At 65.5% G+C, this 17411-nt stretch carries 15 protein-coding genes; 5 read left to right on the plus strand and 10 right to left on the minus strand.

Translation table 11 applies throughout. The features are described 5' to 3' along the window. Positions 1-118: 118 nt before the first annotated feature. Positions 119-751, minus strand: a complete 633-nt coding sequence (locus SPDO_RS01965) for a 50S ribosomal protein L25/general stress protein Ctc (RefSeq protein WP_088365759.1) — start codon at positions 749-751, stop codon at positions 119-121. A 113-nt stretch (positions 752-864) separates the two neighbouring features. Beyond that, positions 865-1767 (minus strand): TraB/GumN family protein, encoded by a 903-nt coding sequence (locus SPDO_RS01970; protein WP_245828993.1) that lies wholly within the window; start codon positions 1765-1767, stop codon positions 865-867. A 130-nt stretch (positions 1768-1897) separates the two neighbouring features. On the opposite strand from SPDO_RS01970, the gene SPDO_RS01975 reads away from it, so the two are divergent. From SPDO_RS01975 to ppdK, 3 genes are all read left to right on the plus strand, one after another. Further along, a complete protein-coding gene (locus SPDO_RS01975; RefSeq protein ID WP_088366321.1) occupies positions 1898-2737 on the plus strand; it encodes a glycine--tRNA ligase subunit alpha in 840 nt (279 codons plus the stop codon). After that, positions 2734-4761, plus strand: a complete 2028-nt coding sequence (gene glyS, locus SPDO_RS01980; RefSeq protein WP_088366320.1) for a glycine--tRNA ligase subunit beta — start codon at positions 2734-2736, stop codon at positions 4759-4761. Before SPDO_RS01975 ends, glyS begins: the two co-directional genes overlap by 4 nt. Before the next feature lie 103 nt (positions 4762-4864). Further along, a complete protein-coding gene (gene ppdK / locus SPDO_RS01985; RefSeq protein ID WP_088365760.1) occupies positions 4865-7558 on the plus strand; it encodes a pyruvate, phosphate dikinase in 2694 nt (897 codons plus the stop codon). Between the two features lie 139 nt (positions 7559-7697). Here the strand turns inward: ppdK and SPDO_RS01990 are convergent, their stop codons facing one another. The 8 genes from SPDO_RS01990 to SPDO_RS02025 all read right to left on the minus strand — a co-directional run bounded on the left by SPDO_RS01990 (position 7698) and on the right by SPDO_RS02025 (position 15337). Next, positions 7698-8063, minus strand: coding sequence for a hypothetical protein (locus SPDO_RS01990; protein WP_088365761.1), 366 nt, complete (start codon positions 8061-8063; stop codon positions 7698-7700). 68 nt (positions 8064-8131) lie between these two features. Continuing rightward, positions 8132-9133: a type II secretion system F family protein gene (locus tag SPDO_RS01995; protein WP_088366322.1), complete on the minus strand. Its 1002-nt coding sequence runs from the start codon at positions 9131-9133 to the stop codon at positions 8132-8134. 2 nt (positions 9134-9135) lie between these two features. Next, entirely contained in the window at positions 9136-10110 is a 975-nt protein-coding gene (locus SPDO_RS02000) for a type II secretion system F family protein (protein ID WP_088365762.1), read from the minus strand. 37 nt (positions 10111-10147) lie between these two features. Next, positions 10148-11434, minus strand: coding sequence for a CpaE/TadZ family protein (locus tag SPDO_RS02005; protein WP_088365763.1), 1287 nt, complete (start codon positions 11432-11434; stop codon positions 10148-10150). 1 nt (position 11435) lies between these two features. Further along, a complete protein-coding gene (locus SPDO_RS02010; protein WP_088366323.1) occupies positions 11436-12083 on the minus strand; it encodes a CpaD family pilus assembly protein in 648 nt (215 codons plus the stop codon). Positions 12084-12106: 23 nt separating this feature from the next. After that, positions 12107-13759, minus strand: a complete 1653-nt coding sequence (locus SPDO_RS02015) for a type II and III secretion system protein family protein (RefSeq protein WP_088365764.1) — start codon at positions 13757-13759, stop codon at positions 12107-12109. 1 nt (position 13760) lies between these two features. Then, complete coding sequence (gene cpaB / locus SPDO_RS02020; RefSeq protein WP_088365765.1) at positions 13761-14807, minus strand: Flp pilus assembly protein CpaB; 1047 nt, start codon at positions 14805-14807, stop codon at positions 13761-13763. A 56-nt stretch (positions 14808-14863) separates the two neighbouring features. Then, positions 14864-15337 carry an A24 family peptidase gene (locus SPDO_RS02025; protein WP_088365766.1) on the minus strand — a complete coding sequence of 158 codons (474 nt, stop codon included), beginning with the start codon at positions 15335-15337 and terminating at the stop codon, positions 14864-14866. A gap of 55 nt (positions 15338-15392) precedes the next feature. On the opposite strand from SPDO_RS02025, the gene SPDO_RS02030 reads away from it, so the two are divergent. Next, entirely contained in the window at positions 15393-16319 is a 927-nt protein-coding gene (locus SPDO_RS02030; RefSeq protein WP_088365767.1) for an alpha/beta fold hydrolase, read from the plus strand. Next, entirely contained in the window at positions 16316-17401 is a 1086-nt protein-coding gene (locus tag SPDO_RS02035; RefSeq protein WP_088365768.1) for an NAD(P)/FAD-dependent oxidoreductase, read from the plus strand. Before SPDO_RS02030 ends, SPDO_RS02035 begins: the two co-directional genes overlap by 4 nt. Positions 17402-17411 lie beyond the last annotated feature (10 nt).

The following is a 17411-nucleotide window of genomic DNA, read 5'->3' on the forward strand; positions in this document are numbered from 1 at the left end:
CATTGGCGTGTCACTGGCGTAACATTGGCGTGTCATTGGCGCCCAAACGAAAACGGGCGGGGGGCGTTGCCGCCTCCCGCCCGCGAAACCGTGCCGCCCCAGGCGGCACCGAACGACATTACGCGTCCGACGCGTCCTCGGCCGTGTCGGTCGTCTCGGTCGCTTCGGTCGAGGTGTCGCCCTCGGCCGACTTCAGCGCCGACGGTGCAACCACCGTCGCAATGGTGAAGTCGCGATCGTCGATCGCCGACTGCGTGCCCTTGGGCAGCGTCACGGCCGAAATGTGGAGCGATTCGCCCACTTCCAGGCCCTTCAGCGAGATGGTGACTTCCGACGGGATTTCCGCCGCGTCGCACACCAGCTCCAGCTCGTGACGAACCACGTTCAGCACGCCGCCCTTCTTGATGCCCGGCGCCAGATCTTCGTCGACAAACGCCACCGGCACCGCGACGGTGACGGTCGAGTGCGCGCCGATGCGCAGAAAGTCGACGTGAACCGGACGATCGGTAACCGGGTGGAAGTGCACGTCCTTGGGCAGGGTGCGCTCGCCGTTCAGCATCACGACGGTGTTCATGAAGTGGCCGGTGCCCAGTGCCTTCACCAGGGCCTTCTCCTCGAGGTGGATCGAGGTCGGCTCCTTGTTCTGGCCGTAGATCACGGCGGGGACGCGGCCGTCACGACGCAGCGCCCGGGAGGCTCCCTTGCCAACCCGGTCACGCGTCTCGGCTGCGAGCGTCAGCTGGTCGCTCATCGTTATTCTCCGAAACTCATGTGTGTCCTTCCGCGCCACGCCTCCAGGGATGACCATGGCCGGAAGCGGGCGCGCATAGCGAGGCGCGGCGCGAAAAGCAATCCTCGCGCGGCTTAGTACTTTATACGCACCGCCTTCAGCTTGTACTTGCCGAGCTGCGCCTGCACGCTCTGCGGCCCCGCCAGATGGCCGGCGCCCACCGCGATGAAGACGCGGCCCGGCGTGCGCATCCGCTCGGCGATCCACGCGGCCCATTTGGCGTTGCGATCGGCGAGCAGCGCCTTGCCGACCTCCGGCGAATCCTTCAGCCCCTCGTTCATGGTCTCGGCCAGCCCGTCGGGGTCGCCCGCCGCCCAATCCGTCACCATCCGGTCCATCATCTCGCCCGCCTTGGGCAATTCCTCGACGGTGGAATTGAGCAGGTCGAGCTGCGCCTTCTCCGACAGCGAATCGAAGATCGACATCTGCCCTTCGAACGTTTCCAGCCCCATCACCTGCTTCTTCTGCGCCTTGGCGGCCTTGGTCAGCACGCCCTCCGGCCCGTTCCCGGCATCATAGCCGAGCTTCTGTACCGGCAGCACGGACAGGCTGATCGCGGCGAACCACGGCTGCATCCGCTCGAACTGGGCAACCGGCAGCTTGTTGTCCTCCAGCGCCTTCACGAATGCCGCGCGCTTGTCCTCGGGCAGCTTTTCGGTGAGCGGCGGCCCGCCTTTGGCAAACGCCTTGGAAATGACGATCTTCTGCTGCGTCTCCTGATCGGGCTCCACCATTTCCAGCACCAGCGTGCCCGAGCGGTCGAACGCCTTCTTCACCGCCTCGTCGAACCACGACAGGCCGGGTTTCAGGACGTGGATCGTCCCGAACAGATAGATCGTCGTATCCTTGTCGCGCACCACCCATAGCGCGGGGTCGGCGTCCTGCTGCGCCTGCGCAACCGGCGCGGGCTGCGCGCAGGCGGGCAGGGTGAAGGCAAGGCCGAGCGCGGCGAACAACGGGGTAAAGGGTCGAAACACGGAAACGGGCAACCTTCCTGATCGAGGCGGCACGAGCCTAGCGCGGCCCTTGCCTGTTGGCGAGCCATCCGCCATTGCCCGCCCCGCGATGAACGCCACCTCAACAGACGCGCCATTGAGCTTCCAGGACATGATCCTGCGCCTCCATTCCTATTGGGGAGCGCGGGGCTGCGCCATTCTGCAACCCTATGACATGCGCATGGGCGCGGGCACCTTTCACCCCGCCACGACGCTGCGTGCCTTGGGGCCCGATCCGTGGAATGCCGCCTTCGTCCAGCCCAGCCGCCGCCCGACCGACGGCCGCTATGGCGAGAACCCGAACCGGCTGCAGCATTATTACCAGTATCAGGTGATCCTGAAGCCGAGCCCGCCCGATCTGCAGGAGCTGTATCTCGGCAGCCTCGCGGCGATCGGCATCGACTTCACCCGCCACGACATCCGCTTCGTCGAGGATGACTGGGAAAGCCCCACGTTGGGCGCCTGGGGCCTTGGCTGGGAAGTGTGGTGCGACGGGATGGAGGTGACCCAGTTCACCTATTTTCAGCAGATGGGCGGCTTTGACTGCAAGCCGGTTGCGGGCGAGCTCACCTACGGGCTCGAACGGCTGGCGATGTACATTCAGAACGTCGACAATGTGTACGACCTGCGCTTCAACGACGCCGGCGTTTCCTACGGCGACGTGTTCCTCGAAAACGAGCGGCAGATGTCGACCTGGAACTTCGAGGTCGCCGACACCGACACGTTGTTCGACCTGTTCCGAAAGGCGGCGGCCGAATGCGAGAATTGTCTCGCAGCAAAGCTCCCGATCCCGGCCTATGAGCAGGCGATCGAGGCAAGCCACATCTTCAATCTGCTGAACGCGCGCGGCGTGATCTCCGTCGCCGAGCGTCAGGCCTATATCGGCCGCGTCCGCGATCTCGCGAAGGGTGCCTGCACGGCGTATATGGAAAAGAACGGGTGGATGGCGTGACCGACTTCCTCCTCGAACTGCGCTCGGAGGAAATCCCGGCGCGCATGCAGGACAAGGCCCGCGAGGATCTCGCCCGCCTGTTCGCCGCCGAACTCGACAAGGCCGGGCTTAAGGCCGCCGAACTCGTCACCTACGCGACGCCGCGCCGTCTCGCGCTGATCGCCCGTGATCTGCCGGCTGAGACCCAGGCGGTAAGCGAGGAGCTGAAGGGGCCGCCCGCGGACGCGCCCGATGCTGCCATCGAAGGTTTCCTGCGCAAGGCCGGCCTGACGCGCGACGCGCTCCAGACCCGCGAGGTGAAGGGCCGCGCCACCTTGTTCGCCGTGATCGACAAGCCCGGCCGCGCCACCGCCGATGTGCTCGCAGAGGTGATCCCCACGATCATCCGCGCTTTTCCCTGGCCCAAGTCGATGCGCTGGGGCGATGCCTCGATTTCGACCGAGAGCCTGCGCTGGGTGCGCCCGCTGCAGGGCATCATCGCGCTGTTTGGCGACGATGTGGTGCCGTGCGCCATCGCCGGCGTCGAAAGCGGCGCGGCGACGGTCGGCCACCGCTTCCACCACCCCGGCGTCATCACCATCGGCAGCGCGGCCGATTATGTCGAAAAGCTGCGCGCCTGCCACGTCATCGTCGACCAGAACGAACGCCGCGCCACGATCGCGCTCGGCGCCAAGATGGCCGCGAACATGGCCGGCCTCACGCTGATCGAGGACGAAGGGCTGGTCAGCGAGAACGCCGGCCTCACCGAATGGCCGGTGCCGCTGCTCGGACGCTTCGACGAGGCGTTCCTCGACGTGCCGCCCGAGGTGATCCAGCTCACCGCACGCGTGAACCAGAAGTATTTCGTCTGCCGCGATGCGGGCGGCTCGCTTGCCAACGCCTTCGTCTGCACCGCGAACATCGACGCGGCGGACGGTGGCGAGCGGATCGTGGAGGGCAACCGCAAGGTGCTCGCCGCGCGCCTCTCCGACGCGCGCTTCTTCTACGAGACCGATCTCAAGGTGCCGCTCGCCGACCAGGCGACGAAGCTCGAAAAGATTGTCTTCCACGAAAAGCTCGGCACCGTCGCCGACAAGGTGGATCGCGTGGCGAAGCTCGCCCGCTGGCTCGCCGAGGAAGGCATCGTCAAGGGGGCCGATCCCGAGTTGGCCGAACGCGCCGCGCGCCTCGCCAAGGCCGATCTCGTCACCGGCATGGTCGGTGAATTCCCCGAGCTCCAGGGCCTGATGGGCGGCTATTACGCCGCCGCACAGGGCGAGCCCGCCGAAGTCGCAGAAGCGATCCGCGACCACTATAAGCCGGTCGGGCAGGGGGATGATGTGCCCACCGCGCCAGTCACGGTCGCGGTGTCGCTGGCGGACAAGCTGGACAGCATAACCCAGTTCTTCGGTGCCGATCTCAAGCCCAGCGGCTCCAAGGATCCGTTCGCGCTCCGCCGCTCGGCCTTGGGCATCCTCGCACTGATCCTCGACAATGGCCTGCGCTTCCCGCTGTCGCGGACCGCCAACAACGACGTGCTCGATTTCTTCGCCGATCGCCTCAAGGTGCAGCAGCGCGAAGCCGGCGTTCGCCACGACCTGATCGACGCGGTGTTCGCGCTCGGCGGCGAGGACGATCTCGTCCGCCTGCTCGCGCGGGTGAAGGCGCTGCAGTCGTTCGTCGGCACCGAGGACGGCGCCAATCTGCTCGCCGGATACAAGCGCGCCGCGAACATCCTGAAGAAGGAAAGCTATCAGGCCGACACCGCGCCATTCGAGGCCGATTATCGCCGGGAGCAGGCCGAAGCTGCGTTGGTCACCGCACTGGATGCGGCCGAACCCGCCTCGGCAAAAGCGATCGCCAACGAAGATTTCGAGGCAGCGATGGCGGCGCTGGCAACCTTGCGCGCACCGATCGATTCGTTCTTCGATCAAGTCACTGTGAACGATGCGGATCCTGCCAAGCGAGCCGGCCGTTTGGCGCTTCTGGCCCGGGTTCGGGCAGCCGTTCACGGCGTTGCGGATTTCTCGCGGATCGAGGGATAAGCGGGTAAACGGTTACATCTACAAAGGCGCCGGTTTGCGCTTGCAATCGGGCGCCCGGCCGTGTGTTGCGGCGCAATAACGAGTTTCAGGGAGGCGATAACCCATGGCTACTGCGGCGAAGAACGAGGCGGACGCACAATACGTCTATCGTTTCGGCGGCGGCGTTTCGGACGGCGGCAGCGGGGATAAGAACCTCCTGGGCGGCAAGGGCGCAAACCTCGCCGAAATGGCCTCGATCGGCCTGCCGGTGCCTCCGGGCTTCACCATCAGCACCGCCATGTGCACCCGCTATTACGAGGAGGGTGAAACCTTCCCCGACAGCGTCCGCCGCGAAGTGGCCGAGGGCATCGCGCATATCGAGGGGATCACCGGCAAAAAGTTCGGCGATCCCGCCGATCCGCTGCTCGTTTCCGTCCGCTCGGGCGCCCGCGTCTCGATGCCCGGCATGATGGACACCGTCCTCAATCTCGGCCTGAACGACCAGACGGTCGAGGGCCTCGCCAGCGCAAGCGGTGACGAGCGTTTCGCCTGGGACAGCTATCGCCGCTTCATCCAGATGTATTCGGACGTGGTGCTCGGCCTCGACCATGGTGCGTTCGAGGAAGCGCTAGAAGTTGCTAAGGAAGACAAGGGCTTCACGCTCGATACCGAGCTGTCGGCGGCCGACCTGAAGGCGCTCGTGGCCGAGTTCAAGGGGCTGGTTGACGAGCAGCAGGGCAAGCCGTTCCCGCAGGACGTGCACGATCAGCTGTGGGGCGCGATTGGCGCCGTGTTCGGCTCGTGGCAGTCGGATCGCGCCAAGGTCTATCGCCGCCTGAACGACATTCCCGGCAGCTGGGGCACCGCGGTCAACGTGCAGGCAATGGTGTTCGGCAACATGGGCGATACCTCCGCGACTGGCGTCGCCTTCACCCGCGATCCGTCCGCCGGGCACAATGCCTATTACGGCGAGTTCCTGATCAATGCGCAGGGCGAGGACGTCGTCGCCGGCATCCGCACCCCGCAGTATCTGACCAAGACCGCGCGTGAAGAGGCCGGCGCCAAGCCGCTCAGCATGGAAGAGGCGATGCCCGACGCCTATGCCGAGCTCGCCGCCGTTTTCGACCAGCTGGAGCGGCACTACCGCGACATGCAGGACATCGAATTCACGGTGCAGCAGGGCAAGCTCTGGATGCTCCAGACCCGCTCGGGCAAGCGCACCGCGAAGGCGGCACTGAAGATCGCGGTCGACATGGCAGCGGAAGGCCTGATCACCCGCGACGAGGCGATCCTGCGCGTCGATCCGCAGGCGCTCGACCAGCTGCTCCACCCGACGCTCGACCCGTCGGCGACGCGTGATGTGCTGACCAAGGGCCTGCCGGCATCGCCCGGCGCCGCTTCGGGCGCAGCCGTTTTCGACGCAGACACCGCCGAGAAGTGGGCCGCGGAGAACAAGGCGGTGATCCTGGTGCGCACCGAAACCTCGCCCGAGGACATCCACGGCATGCATGCGGCGAAGGGCATCCTCACCGCGCGTGGCGGCATGACCAGCCACGCCGCCGTGGTGGCGCGCGGCATGGGGCGTCCGTGCGTGTCCGGCGCTGGCGCGCTTTCCATCGATGCCAAGGCGAAGATCGCGCGCATTGCGGGGCGCGAAGTGCGCGAGGGCGACCTGCTCACCATCGACGGTGCCACCGGCGAGGTGATGGCCGGTGAAGTAGCGACGATCCAGCCTGAACTGGCGGGTGATTTCGGCACGCTGATGGTGTGGGCGGACGAGGTCCGTCGCCTCAAGGTGCGTGCCAACGCCGAAACGCCGCTCGACTGCCAGACGGCACGCGATTTCGGCGCGGAGGGCGTCGGCCTGTGCCGCACCGAGCATATGTTCTTCGAGGCGGACCGGATTACGGCCGTGCGCCAGATGATCCTGGCCGAGGACGAGAAGGGCCGCCGTGTGGCGCTCGAAAAGCTGCTTCCGGAGCAGCGCAGCGACTTTCAGGCTATCTTCGAGGTGATGGCTGGCCTACCGGTGACGGTGCGCCTGCTCGATCCGCCGCTCCACGAATTCCTCCCGCACGAGGAATCCGAGTTCGCCGAAGTGGCGAGTGCGGCTGGCGTGGATGTCGAGACGCTGAAGCGCCGTGCGGGTGAGTTGCACGAGTTCAACCCGATGCTCGGCCACCGTGGTTGCCGCCTGGGCGTCACCTATCCCGAGATCTATGAGGTGCAGGCGCGCGCCATCTTCGAGGCGGCACTGGACGTCGCCGAGAAGTCGGGCGAGGCACCGATCCCGGAGATCATGATCCCGCTGGTCGCGACCAAGCGCGAGCTGGAGCTGATGAAGGCCGTGGTCGATCGCACCGCCAAGGCGGTGTTCGACGAGCGTGGCAAGACGGTGGAATATCTCGTCGGTACGATGATCGAGCTGCCGCGCGCCGCGCTGCGTGCGGGCGAGATCGCCGAGGCTGGCGAGTTCTTCTCGTTCGGCACCAACGATCTGACGCAGACCACGTTGGGCGTGAGCCGCGACGATGCCGGCCGCTTCCTCGGCTCCTATGTGGAGCAGGGGATCTACGCCAAGGATCCGTTCGTCAGCATCGACGTGGAAGGCGTGGGCGAGCTGATCAAGCTGGCGGCCGAGCGCGGCCGGGCCACGCGCAGCAACATCAAGCTGGGCATTTGCGGTGAGCATGGCGGCGACCCGGCTTCCATCGCCTTCTGCGAAAGCGTCGGCCTCGATTACGTGTCGGCCTCGCCTTACCGCGTGCCGATCGCGCGGCTGGCTGCGGCGCAAGCGGCGCTCAAAGCGCGCGGCTGAGCCAAGCTCCGGCCTGACTCCGGCTTAACAGCGAAAACGGTGAGTGAAGCGCCGCTTCACTCACCGTTTTTATTTGTCAGATCGCGCATTTGCGACGGGCGGACCACCCGTTTTGCCGCGCAGCCGCGCGCCACTTATCCTAGCCGTTCGTGCCGACGCGGTTCTGCCAGTTGAACCAGCGCGCCCGCGTCGAACCGGCGGGGCGAGCCGCGCTTTGCGCCATCCGCTCACGCCCGATCGCATGCCGGTCGGTCGTCATCGTGTCGCTCGCTACCGGTGCCGCGCGGGAAAGGCGCTCATTGTCGCGCTCCAGTTCGGCAATTCGCGCCTCACGCTCGGCAAGGCGGGCGTCCAGATCCTTGCGCGTGCGCCCATGGACGTCGCGCTCGTCGGCGTAGCGCTGCTTCCACTTGCGCCCACCCGGATGGCTGGCGAGGCCGAAGAGCCATCCGGCGATCAGGGTGATGGCGAGTGCGATCCATTGCGTCGGCGTCGTGAAAAGCATCGCGTTCCTCCTGTTACGCAGGTTTAACGATGGTTCACGGCGCGCGTTCCGCCGCTCGCGCGCGGCTTCTAGAAGTTGCCACCGATAAAGGCGTCGCTGATCGAGCAGGCTGCCGGGCCGAGAATGACGACGAACAGCACGGGCAGGATGAACAGGATTAGCGGCACGGTCATGATTGCTGGAAGCCGAGCCGCCTTTTCCTCGGCGCGCATCATGCGCTCGTTCCGGAATTCACCCGAGAGCACGCGGAGCGCGCTCGCTAGCGGTGTGCCGTATTTCTCGGTCTGAACCATCGTGGTGACGATGCCCTTCACCTCCTCCAGCGCGACGCGGTTTGCCAGGTTTTCAAAGGCAAGCCGTCGATCGGTGAGGAAGCCAAGCTCGATCGCGGTAAGCGCGAATTCGTCGCCGAGTTCCGGATAAGCCTTGCCCAATTCCTTTGCCACGCGGTGGAATGCGGCGTCCACGGTCAGACCGGCTTCGGCACAGATCACCAGAAGATCGAGCGCATCCGGCAATCCCTTGCGGATTGCGTCGGACCGCTTCGTAATCTTGTTCTTCAGATAGATGTCGGGCGCCTTGTAGCTGAAGATAAAGGTGCCGGCGACGACCATGTAGCGCTTCAGCGCCGACCAATGGGCAAAATTGTCGGTGCCATAGACCAGAAACAGCATGAACCCGCCGAGCACGATCGGCAGCATCATGCGGCCAAAGATCACGCCGACCGCCCATTCCTTCTTCCGAATGCCGGCCTGCAGCAGCTTGGTCTGCGCTTCCTTGAGCTGGCTGTCCTGAAGAACCTTGAGCGATTCCAGCAGCTGGCGGATGCGATCTGCGTTTTCGCTCTTCTGGACCAGCTTTGCGCGACGCTTGCTGGTCGATGCGGTGATGCCGGCTTTTAGCTGCTCGCGACGCTCGTTCAGCGCCTTGACCCGTTTGGTCATGGGATCGCGCACGCTGACGGCAGCGTAGATGGCGACAAAGACGGCGGCGGCGGCGACGGCAGCGAGCACGGTCGCGACCCAGATCACGTCCACGCCGAGTATGGTGGGTCCTTGCGTCGGTTCCATCATCAGATCTCGAAATTGACCATCTTGGCCATGATAAAAGCGCCAATGCTCATCCAGATGAGGCCACCGACACCAGCAACCATCAGGCGCTCGTCGACAAAGAAGTTCTGCATGTACGAACTGTTGACGAACCAGATGAGGCCGAAGACGATAAAGGGAAGGGCGCCGATGATCATTGCCGATGCCTTCGATTCCGACGACATGGCGCGGATCTTTAGCTTCATCTGACCGCGCAGGCGCAGAACGGTGGCAAGGTTCTGCAGCGTTTCTGCCAAGTTGCCGCCGGTCTCGCGCTGGATGGCAATGGTGATGACGAAGAACTGGAACTCGGCGGTGCCCAGCCGATCAGCCGTCTCTTGCAGCGCCACATCCATGGACCGACCGATCTTCATCTTATCGGCAACCGTCCGGAACTCCTCGCCGACCGGCCCGCTCACTTCGCTGCCAACAACGGCCATCGTCTCGGTGATCGGCAGACCGGAGCGCAGGCCGCGTACCAACAGTTCGATGGCGTCGGGGAACTTGGCATTGAAGGCTTTGACCCGGCGCCCGATGACATAGCTGACGCCAAAGTGCGGAATGCCGCCGCCCGCCGCCAAACCCAGGAGAAGCGCTAGCAGGAGCGGAAAGCCGATAAACAACAGCAACAGCGTGGCGGCGACAACAATGCCGAGCGTGACGCCGCCATAGCGGCCTACCGTCCATTGCTTGCCAGTCATGTTCAGCCGCTTTTGCAGCTCCTCCGGCCGCGGCAGGAAGCGCATCGCGGCCCGATCGGCCTTGGTCGAACCGCGCCCGGTGATACGGCGCAGCTGCGCCTCGACCAGGTCGCCCTGTGCCGCCGTATGGCGTTGCCGCACCGTATCGAGGCGCCGCGCCGCGACTCGCTGAGGCGAGGGGCCTGCAAAGGCAAAGATCACCAGCCCCAGGGTCAGGAGCGCGCCGATCGCCAGGGTGATCACCGGTGTGAGGGGCATGTCGGGTTCCGTTCTCCTGCGATCCGGGTGGCGCTGTTCAGCTCTTTGCCGACTTCTTGGGCATCAAGCCTTTAAGATCGGCAAACTTGCTCATCAGCGAAGCGCCCGATTTGCCGCGCTTGCGCGCCTTGCCGCCGTCCGCTTCATCCTGCGTGATGAAGCACAGGTGCTTCACGAGATCGCCGATCGCGCCCATCGTCTTGGATGCCTTGCCGGTCTCCGCCAGCGGCTTGCCAAGCTTGGCGGCCTGAGCGGCGAGCTTCTGATCGAAGGGCACGACATAGTCGATCTTTCGCTCGATCGATGTTTCGAAATCCTTGCGGCTGATTTCCAGCTGCGCGGCCGGCTGCACCTTGTTGGCGAGCAGCATGACCTGCGCCTCGGGCGCGTTGGACTTCAGCCATGACAGCAGGCGAATGGTGTCGCGCGCCGCGGCGAGCGTCAGCTCGGTTACGACCACCACGGTCTGTGCCTTGTGCATGAGCTGCGGGTGGCTGACGAGCATGTGGCGCGGCAGATCCGTCACCGTGCATTCGAATGCGGCGCGCATCTCGTCCTGCAACTGGAGATAGGCGCCGCCATCGGTTACGACCGGTGCGGTGATCGGTGCTTCTGCCGACAAGACGGCAAGCTTTTCGGATGCGCGCACCATGGCGCGCTCGATGAACAGCCCGTCGATCCGGCTCGGATTCTCGATCGCGTCGGTCAGCCCGCGACCTGGCTCCAGATCGAGCGCCAGCGCGCCGGTGCCGAAATGCACATCCAGATCGAGGAGTGCCGTGGAGCGCCGTTCGCGATCGCTCATCATCCAGGCGAGCGATGTCGCAATGGTCGACGCGCCGGCACCGCCACGCGTGCCAATGACGGCGACCGAGCAATGTGGGTGTTCGTTTGCGGTCTCCACCACCTTGGGCGCGTTCAGCAGCAGCTGCGCATGGCTGAAGGCGTCGCGCAGCATGTCCGGGTTGAGTGGCTTCAGCAGGTAATCCTGAATGCCGCTGGACACGAGATCGCGATACAGCCTGACGTCGTTGACCTGGCCCGAAGCGAGCACGATCGTGCCCGGCTCGCACACTTCGGCCAGCGAGTTGATGTCGTTGAGCGGATCGCCCGACTCTGCGAGATCGACGAACAGGATTTGCGGCGAGGCGGATACTGAAAGCGACTGCACGGCATTGCGCAGCCCGCCCTTGTTCACCTTTTCGGCGGACCAGCCCATTTCGCTGACGATCGGGCGCAGCGCCTCTGCGCTGTTTTCATCGCAGACATAGGCGACAAACGGTTCGCGATTGCCCGCGCCCGCGGGTTTCCATGGTGCGTTCATGTTATTTGCCTCCCGAGCTGCCGCCGCCGGTCGCTTCGGCGCGCACCGCCGTGCCGCCGGCGCCGGTCGGCTCGGCCTTGCGGAAGCGATCGATCGCCTTGGTTGCGACGGCTGGATCGTAGGGGCTGGCAGCGCCTTCTCCGCGCACAAGATCGGTCGGGCTGGCGACCATCGCCGCCAGGTTCGAGTTTACCGCGCAGCCGTGATTGGACGACGTGTGCGCGTTGTAGTTCGGCTCGTACATGCGGCTGTAATCGGGGCAACCCGGCACATAGGCGTGCGCGCGGCTGACCACGATCCGCGCAGTGCCCGGGGCGATCGGCGCTGGCGTGACGGGCGCCTCGTCTGAGACGAGAAGGCCAAACCGCGCGGCGGCAGCCGCGACGTCCGCACGCGTCGCGGGATCGCGTGATGGGTCGTCAACGGCGATGCGATCGCCATAGCCAACCTTCAGTGAGGCCATCCAGGCGGCGAGACGCTGCGCCTCGCCGGACGCCAGACCGCCTGGGCCCGATCCGACGTCGAAGGCGTAATCGGCGCGCGAGACCACCGGCTGGTGGACCGACTCCAGCCCGCGATTTTGCGTGCCGCCGCATCCAGCCAGCAGCAGGGCAGGGCCGATGCCGAGGAGGAGAGAGTGCTTGAGCATGTTGCTGTTCCTCACCGTCATCATCAGTTCAACGAGAAGCCCGGCGCGGGCGCTGCGGCTTTCTTGGTCTTTTTGCCGCTGCCTGCGTTCGCGACCTTTTCCTCAGCGCCTGCCGAGGGAAGTGGCACGGCGGCTGCGGGCGCGAGCGGCGCCGTGGCGCCGATCGCGGGGGTCGCAGGCGGTGCTGCCTCCATCGTCGGCGTCGGACGCTTGCCGCCGCTGGTCCCGGAGGACAGCTGGCCGAGCAGAACCCGCTCCACATCGGTCGGCGCCTTGTATCCGTCGGTCGGCAGCTTGATGTCGTTGCCGTTCACCGGCTGAACGAGATACGGGGTGATGACGATCACCAGTTCGGTCTCGTTGCGCTGGAAACCGTTGGACCGGAACAGTGCACCCAGGATCGGCACGTCACCAACGCCGGGTGTTTTGTCGATCGAGTTGTTGTGGTTGTTCTGCAGCAGCCCCGCGATCATGAAGCTCTGGCCCGAGCCGAGCTCCACGGTGGTTTCCGTTCGACGCGTGGTGAGGCCTGGCACCTGCGTGCCACCGATCGTCACCGAGTTGGAATAATCCAGCTGCGATACCTCCGGGCGAACGCGGAGCGAAATGCGGCCGTCGCCCAGCACTGTCGGCGTGTAGGCGAGGCTGACACCATATTGCTTGTACTCGACGCCGACGGCGCCAAGGCCCTGTGCGATTGGGATCGGGATTTCGCCACCAGCCAGGAACGTGCCGGTTTCGCCCGACAGCGCGGTCAGGTTCGGATTGGCGAGATTGGTCACCTGGCCGATCCGCTCGCCCAGATCGAGTGCGCCCGCGATGTCGAGGCCAAGCAGCTTGCCAAGGCCCGCAATCGTGCTGCGCTGGCTGCCCGGTGTGATGGATGTACCAGGTTGTTGCGTGATCCTGAGAGCAGTTAGGTCAATCGAGCCATCAGGCAGACGAACGATCGACGTGGGGTCGATTGCAAAGCCTTGCACCGTCCCACCGACACCAAAAGGAAGGTCTCGTCTGGTGGTGATGCTTCCCAGCGGTCGGCCACTGCCGACGCCGAACTTGAACCCGCCGGTACCATCGATGGTCGTCAGGTTCGCGCCAATGTTTTTCACAAAGCTGCGCGTCACCTCGGCGATACGCACCTGCAGGTTGACCTGAAGCGGCGTGGCGGTGCGCAGGCGGCTGACCACCTTGGCGCCGTCGCCGACGAATGCCTGCACCAGCCGCTCGGCCTCGGCGCCGTCATCGGGATTGGCGACGGTGCCGGTCAACAGCACGATGCCGTTCAGCGTCGTAGCAGTGATCTGGGCTTCCGGCATGGCCATCGACAGCATCTGGCTGACCGAGTCGAAGTTGTTGCCGACGCGAACGGTGGCGGCATAGACCACCGCGCCGCCTTTTGCCGTGGCCGAGATGGTCGTCTCGCCGGGCTTTTTGCCGAAGACGTAAAGCTGCGTCGGCGAGCGGACCTGAACGTCGGCGATGTCCGGGCTGGCGACGAACAGGTCGCTCATCGGACGCGACAGGTTGATGAGCTGACCGCGGTTGGTCGCCACCTGAAGCGTCGTTCCCGCCGAGGCGACAGTCTGCGCAGGGGCAGCGGCCGGCATCACGGCGATCGTGGCGGCACTCAGCGCCAGCGCGACCGACCAGCGGCGCGTCTTTGAAGGAGCACGCATCTTAGTTCTTCCCCCCGACCGGCACTTCGGTCACGTTGTTACCCCGCGCGATACGAACCACCGGGCCGGAAACCACCGGCTGTGGCGCGCCTGGGTAGGCACCTGGCGCCGGCGAGATGGACGGCGCGCTCGGCATCATCGACTGCTGCGTGCGACCCGGCACCGTGCGGCGCTGAAAGCGCGACACATCGGCGCCCACCGCATAGGTCGGGTTGCCGGCCTGCGGCGTGCTGGCGAGTTTCAGCATCATGGCGCGCTCAGCCTTGGGGTCGGCGCCATCGGGGACGGAGACGTCACCCGAGGCGATCGCCTGCTCCAGTTCGGCGGCATTGTCCGCGATCGAGCGCAGGGAGAGCGAGATGGTGCCCATGGTCTGTGCAACGGCGATCTGCTCGGCGATCTTCGGCGTGGCCTCGATCGTCACGGTGGAGAAGGTGTGGACCACCGTATTGCCGGCCTCGTCCTTTTCCTGGCTGGTGCGCTGATCGGTGGCGAGTACGCGCAGGTTGCGCAGGATCGTTTCCGCGACGCGCAGCGGTGGGCCGTCGCCGCCACCCTCGACGCTTTGCGTCAGGAGCAGGTCGATGCGGTCGCCCGGGAAGACGAAGCCCGCAACGGATGATTGCGTCGACACCGGCACCGTCACGGCGCGCATGCCCGGCCCGAGCGCCGCGGCAAGGAATCCGCGATCGCCGGGCTTCACCAAGGCGCCCTGCGTGATCGGCTGGCCAGCGGTAATGGCGTTGCGGACGACCGTACCCAGCACGTTGCGCATGTCGAACTGCGCACCCTCCTGGAAGTACGCACCCTCGACCAGCTCCGCAGGCCACGGCTGGAACTTGACCGAGCCGGGATCGAGGATCGTGCCGATCGGCAGCGCACGGGTGGCGACCAGCACCTTCGGGCCGAGCGGCACCGGTGCCGGCGCACCCGGCAGGGCGCTGGCCTGCGGCGCGCTGGTGCCCATGATGAGCGAGCGTGCCATGAAGGCAGTGATCGCTGCGACGATCAACGCGCCCACCAGCAATATGACCTTGCGACTATCCATGAATCATCGTGCCTTTCGCATCAGCGCTGGCGAGTATTGCCCCTGCTGGCGTATGATTAGACAAAGTGGTTAAGAAGCGGTTCGTGCAGGGCGAAAAGCCCCGCGATTGCGATTGCTACCCCGTAAGGGATCTCGGGATTTCCGCTTCTTTTGCTCAAACGGTGATCGATGACCATCAACAGCGTGATGAGGCCGCCGACAACTGACATGACCAGGATCAGCTGGATCAGCGCCAGCACCGGCATCCAGAGCGCCAGTGCGGCGATCAACTTCACATCGCCGCCACCCATCTGCCCGAAGTGAAACGCGACGCAGAACAGCGCCAGCACGACCAATGCCACGCCCAGCTGGATAATCATGCCGGGCCATGGCGCGATCCCGATCGCCAGCCACCACAAGGGCGCCAGAAGCGCAATCGTGGCGTTCTTCCAATTGGCGATCTCGCGAACGCGGGCGTCCTCGATGCCGGCCGATAGCAACAGCAGGCCAAGCATCACAGGCAGCGCCCAGGAAAGAAATATCCACCCCATGGAGCGCGAGCACTAGACGGAATGGCTTATGAAACCGTAACCAAGCCGCCTTGCCATGAATACACCCGCCCCGATCCGCCGAGCCATCCCGGCCGACGCGACTGTTGCGCGCTGGTCGACCCCCGATGGGTGGCAGCTTCGCCGCTTCGACTGGCCGGGCAATGGCCGCGGCGGCATCCTGTTTCAGGCCGGTCGCGGCGATGTGTTCGAGAAATATCTCGAGGCTTTCGAGCATTGGCATCGCGCGGGTTGGTCCATCACCGCGTTCGATTGGCGCGGACAGGGCGGGTCGGGTCGCCTGGCACCAGACCCGCATGTCGGGCATGCCGATGATTTTGCACCGTTCATTGCCGATCTGAAGGCCGTTTGGCAGGATTGGGACGCGCCGAGTCCTCGCGTCGCGATGGGCCATTCGATGGGCGCGCATTTGGTCCTTCAGGCGCTGCTGGAGGGGGCCATAGAGCCCGACGCCGCCGTTCTGATCGCACCGATGCTGGGGCTGAAGTCGCCGCTTGGCGCACGCGCTGGCGAGTGGCTGGCGCAGTTGATGCGCCGCCTGGGTGACCCTGCGCGGGCGGCGTGGAAGGGCAACGAACGACCGGCGAGCAGACGGCAGCGGCAGCAGCTTCTGACGAGCGATGCGAGCCGTTATGCCGACGAACAATGGTGGTATGAACAGGAGCCCGCGATCAAATTGGGGCCGCCGAGTTGGTCCTGGCTGGTGCAGGCGTTCGCCTCGACGCGCGCTCAGCGTGCCGATTCGCGGCTGGCAACGCTCGCAACGCCGATCCTGATGCTGGTCGCGAAAAAGGACGGTCTGGTCGATCCCAGAGCGGCGCTCCAGGTCGCACGGCAATTGCCTCATAGCGAGGTTCGCCGATTCGGCGGCGAGTCCGCACACGAAATCCTGCGCGAGACCGACGTGGTGCGCGACCGTGCCTTGGCAGCGATCGACCAATTCTTGGCGACACGCGTTCCGTGACTTTCGATATCACGATCATCGGCGCAGGCATGGCGGGTGCATCGCTGGCGGCCGAGATCGGCAGCGACGCTCGCGTTCTGTTGATCGAGGCAGAGGATGTCGCCGGCTACCACGCCACGGGGCGATCGGCCGCTTTCTGGTCCGAAACCTATGGTGGGCCGGGCATCCAGCCGCTGACCACCGCATCGGGCGACCGGCTGCGCACCGGTGGCTTCCTCGATCCGCTTGGGTCGTTGCACATCGGGCGGGCTGCCGATGCGGCGGCGGCTGACGCGTTCCTGGCCGATTTCGCCGGGAGCGGCGTGCCGCTGATGCCGGTCGATCCGCGCGATCACGTGCATGGCCTGCGGGAAGGGTGGACGATCGGCATCATGGAGCCGACCTGCGCCTATATCGACGTGGCGGCGCTACATGCGGACGCGTTGGCGCGGGCGGGTCGCGCCGGGGCGACGTTGTTGCTCGGGGCTGCGCTTGAGCGCGCCGATCGGGTGAATGGTCAGTGGCGGCTGACTACCAGTGGCGGTGTTCATGAGGCTCGCGTGCTGGTCAATGCGGCGGGCGCGTGGGCCGATCAGGTGGCGCTTCAGGCCGGGGCGTCGCCGCTTGGCATCCAGCCTTATCGTCGCACCATGGTGCAGCTGAAAACCGATCCCGCGCCGGCTACGACGATGCCGCATGTCGTGCACGTCGGCGGTAATTTCTACTTCAAGCCGGAAGCGGGCGGGCGGCTGTGGCTCAGCCCGCACGACGAAACACCGGCGGACGCGAGCGACGTTCAGCCTGAGGAGCTTGATGTCGCCATTGCAATCGACCGGTTCGAACAAGCTGTCGATTGGCGGATCACGCAAGTGGAGCGCAAATGGGCGGGGCTGCGCAGTTTCGCGCCCGATCGCCTGCCGGTCTATGGGTTTGCGCCGGAAACGCCAGGCTTCTTCTGGTTTGCGGGGCAGGGCGGGTTCGGCATTCAAACCGCACCAGCCGCAGCGATGATCGGCGCGGGGCTGCTGCTCGGCCGCCCGTCGCCGCTCGATACAACGATCGACGTCGAGCGATACGCGCCCGATCGTTTCAGCAACAGCTGAGCGGCGTTCG

This window comes from Sphingomonas dokdonensis (genome assembly GCF_002197685.1).
Lineage (GTDB): Bacteria > Pseudomonadota > Alphaproteobacteria > Sphingomonadales > Sphingomonadaceae > Sphingomonas > Sphingomonas dokdonensis.